Annotated in this window: 3 protein-coding genes and 2 pseudogenes; 2 read left to right on the top strand and 3 right to left on the bottom strand. The window is 71.2% G+C overall.

Annotation, left to right across the window (positions count from 1 at the left end):
• Nucleotides 1–565: 565 nt before the first annotated feature.
• Complete coding sequence (locus tag ACWD0A_RS34635) at nt 566–1,009, bottom strand: hypothetical protein (RefSeq protein WP_451304677.1); 444 nt, start codon at nt 1,007–1,009, stop codon at nt 566–568.
• A 98-nt stretch (nt 1,010–1,107) separates the two neighbouring features.
• Here ACWD0A_RS34635 and ACWD0A_RS34640 point away from each other — a divergent pair.
• Nucleotides 1,108–2,311, top strand: a pseudogene (locus ACWD0A_RS34640) (IS110 family transposase).
• A gap of 76 nt (nt 2,312–2,387) precedes the next feature.
• Here the strand turns inward: ACWD0A_RS34640 and ACWD0A_RS34645 are convergent.
• Complete coding sequence (locus ACWD0A_RS34645; RefSeq protein ID WP_451304678.1) at nt 2,388–2,765, bottom strand: hypothetical protein; 378 nt, start codon at nt 2,763–2,765, stop codon at nt 2,388–2,390.
• Between the two features lie 194 nt (nt 2,766–2,959).
• Nucleotides 2,960–3,136 (bottom strand): hypothetical protein, encoded by a 177-nt coding sequence (locus ACWD0A_RS34650; RefSeq protein WP_451304679.1) that lies wholly within the window; start codon nt 3,134–3,136, stop codon nt 2,960–2,962.
• 223 nt (nt 3,137–3,359) lie between these two features.
• On the opposite strand from ACWD0A_RS34650, the pseudogene ACWD0A_RS34655 reads away from it, so the two are divergent.
• A pseudogene (locus ACWD0A_RS34655) lies at nt 3,360–3,613 on the top strand (hypothetical protein); the annotation flags it as partial.

Consider the following 3,613-nt stretch of genomic DNA (forward strand, 5'->3'; position numbering starts at 1 on the left):
GCTGGAACAACTCCCACAACTCATCCGGCACAAGCCGCTCAACGATCCCCACCACGACCGACAGCCTACCGAGCCAACCAAATGAGATGACTTCTAAGTAACCAGTACGGGAGACGTCCCAGGGCATGCCGGCGGGCCCACCACGCGGCAATCTTCTGCGCGAAGACTGGCCGGGGAGGCGGCGGCGGGGTGGACGGCGGCGGGGACACGGCCAACACGCTAGAGGCCCTTGCCCCCTACGTGGGGCGGAACCGATAAGTCCGGACAACCCCAGGGGCCCCACCCATCCGGACAGCGTCCAGCCGGTGGCGAGGACTGAGAGGAGCCTTGTAGCCGCGTCCCGGAAAGAGTCCGTTTCGGGGCGGCCGGTCGAACGCGCCGACGCCACCCATCCCGAAAGGAGTCCCGAAAACTGTGGTCCCATTCGGTTCCAGGACGGGGTTTCGAGACAACAGACTGGTGATCCCAAAAGACGAGCAGGCGCGGGCGGAACTGAGTCCCCGCGGTGCACGGCAGCCCCGGCCGGCTTCCCGTGGGACATGGACGGGAACGGTGGCCACCAGTATCAGACCGTGTGCTTTTGGGTCAGTGCTGGACGAGTCGCAGGGGCGCGGGCCTGGGCGGTCGTGTCGAGCGCCGGGGTGCACCATTGGATGCTGTCGAGGACGATCAGGTCGGTGACGTCGTCGAAGCCCTTGGGCGCGCCGGCGAGCATGCCGACGTAGTAGGAGAACGCGAGCGCGTCGAGCTCCTTGGCCGGACCGGTCTCGGAGAGCGGCGGGTTGGTGCGCAGGGCCGCGACGTAAGCCAGGGCCAGCAGGCCGAAGATGCCGGATTCGATGATCTCTTCGATCTTCCAGCCGGTGCGCTGCGTCAGCGGCACCATGCGGGCCAGGAGGTAGCCCATGGCCTCCTCCATCTCGGCCTCGGTGCAGGGCATTTCCGGCTCGGGGGCCGGTGCCGGAGCGGGGACGGCGGAGAGGTGACGGCGGGCGTTCTCGTTCGGCATGGTTCTCCGTAAGTTGTTAGGCGGCCCGGGAGGGCCGGGAGATGACAGCGGGGTGTTCCTCGGGCTGACGGGATGCCGAACGGCGCGACGAGGGGCGAGTGAGCAAGCGGAGGGCCCAGGTCTGGGCCGGTGTCGACGCGGGCAAGGGCCACCACTGGGCGGCTGTGGTCGATGAGACCGGCGCCACGTTGTGGTCGAAGAAGATCGACAACGACGAGTCGGCGATCCTGGCCGCGCTCGGCGAGATCCTCGATCTGGCGGACGAGGTTCACTGGGCGGTGGACATCTCCGGCACGTCCTCGGCTCTGCTGTTGGCCCTGCTCGCGGCCCACGGCCAGCGGGCCGTCTACGTGCCTGGCCGCACGGTCAACCGCATGTCGGGTGCCTACCGGGGCGAGGCGAAGACCGACGCCCGCGACGCCTACGTCATCGCCGAGACTGCCCGCCACCGCAGCGACTTTGCCGCTATCGACGTGCCCCCCCAGCTGCCCGCCGACCTCGCGCTGCTGACCGCTCACCGTTCCGACCTGGTGGCCGACCGGGTACGGATGATCAACCGCCTGCGCGACGTGCTGACGGGCGTCTTCCCCGCGCTGGAGCGGGCCTTCGACTACAGCTCGCACAAAGGCGCGCCGGTCCTGCTGACGGGCTACCAGACCCCGGCCGCCACCCGCCGTCGCGGCCGGGCGAGGCTGACGGCCTGGCTGGCCAACCGCAGCGTGCGCAGCGCCGACGAGGTCGCCGCGACCGCACTGGAGGCGGCGCAGGCCCAGCAGACCGCGCTGCCCGGCGAGGACGTCGCCGCGCAGATCGTGGCCGACCTGGCCGTGCAGATCCTGGCCCTGGACGACCGGATGAAGCGGATCGACAAGCAGATCCGCGAGACGTTCCGCAGCCACCCGCAGGCCGAGATCATCGAGTCCCTGCCCGGCATGGGCCCGATACTCGGCGCCGAGTTCGTCGTTGCGGCCGGCGACCTCCAGGCCTACGCCGACGCCGGCCACTTGGCGTCGGCGGCCGGGCTGGTGCCCGTCCCGCGCGACTCCGGCCGCCGCACCGGCAATCTGCACCGGCCCAAGCGCTACAGCCGCCGCCTGCGCAGGGTCTTCTACATGTCTGCACAGACCAGCATCATCCGCGAGGGACCGAACCGGGACTTCTAACCTCAAGAAGCGGGGCGAGGGCTGCAGGCACGTCCAGGCCCTCATCGCTTTGGCCCGCCGACGGGCGAGTGTGCTGTGGGCCCTGCTGCGTGACGGGCGGGTCTTCACCTCCACCCCACCGGTCACGCAGGCGGCTTGACTGCGTCATTGAGACTCCTTCGGCAGGCGAGGCGGAGGGCGCCGGCCGACGGCGCAGCCGGTCGGCCGGCGGGGGGTCAAGCGGCGAGGACGAGAGCCGCGTTGCCCAGGCTGCGCTCGTCGACGCTGACGCAGTGGGTGAGGGGGTTGAGGTGGTCGAGCCAGACTTCTTCGTTCTCGGCCAGGTAGTCGCGCAGCGTCTCGGGGTCGGCGACGACGCGGGCGGGCAGCTCCAGCTCGGCCTCGAATTCGTACGTGACCTCTTCGGTGACGGTCAGCGCGACCGACACCGTGACGTCCTCGTCGTCCTGGTCGGCGCCCTGCTCCGCCTCGGGCTGTGGTCGACTGACGTCGACCAGGGCGGCCGAGGGGAGTTGGACCGTGTCCGGTCCGCCCGCCGGGGCCAGGCACAGGAGGGTGGAGCCACTGGCAGTGTCGTGGACAGCCTCCGCCACGGTGAGGACGGCGCCCCGCCAAGGACGGGAATCTGGTCGCCGGCCTTCAGGGTCGGCCGCGCGGGCGGCGGGTTGGCCGGCGGAGGAGTAGTCGGGACGGTAGGTGTCAGGTCGCTCCGGCTCGGTCCCGACCCCGTCGCTCGGGCCCGGTCGTTCCGGTCCGCTCGCCGGGACCGGCCGGCCGAGACGCCAGGTCAGCGCCGGCGGGAGCCCGCCCGGGCGCGCAGGACGTCGACGAGGTGACGGACGACGGCCGCCGTCGAGACGCCGTGCGGTCCCCTCCCGATCCGGGGCCGCGGGTGGGGGCGACGGCGCGGCACGATCCCGTGCCGCCGCAGCTGACGGACGATCGTGGTCAGTCCGGAAGACATGGCAGGGCCCCGTCGGATCGGGTGTTCCGGGGCCGGTTCACCTCGCCCAGCGGTTGCCCCGTCGAGCGGCCGGCATGCCTGCTGGACGTTCCCGCGGCTGCCGCTAAGCGTCGCCGTGGCTGCCCGCCGCGTTCGCGGGCAGTTCGCGGGCAGGATGAACGGCGGGCTCGCGACGAGCCGGCCGGCCAGCCAGCGACGGAAACGAGGACGGAGAGGGAGACGCATGGGCAGCGCCAAACATGTCCCCCAGACGCGCGACATGACGGGGGACGAGCTCTCCGGCGACGAGGCGTGGGCGGCGCTGCGCACGTACGGCCGGCGACAGCTGTTCGTCGATGCGTTCCTCCGCTTCCGTTACGCGGACGGCTTCAGCCACTCCCGCGCCCTGGCGTTCCAGGTGGCACTCTCGGTGGTGCCGTTCACCATCGCCCTGGTGGGCCTGGCGACGACGCTGCACACCGAGAGCGTCGGCCGCGC

It is taken from the genome of Streptomyces sp. NPDC002867 (assembly GCF_053591895.1).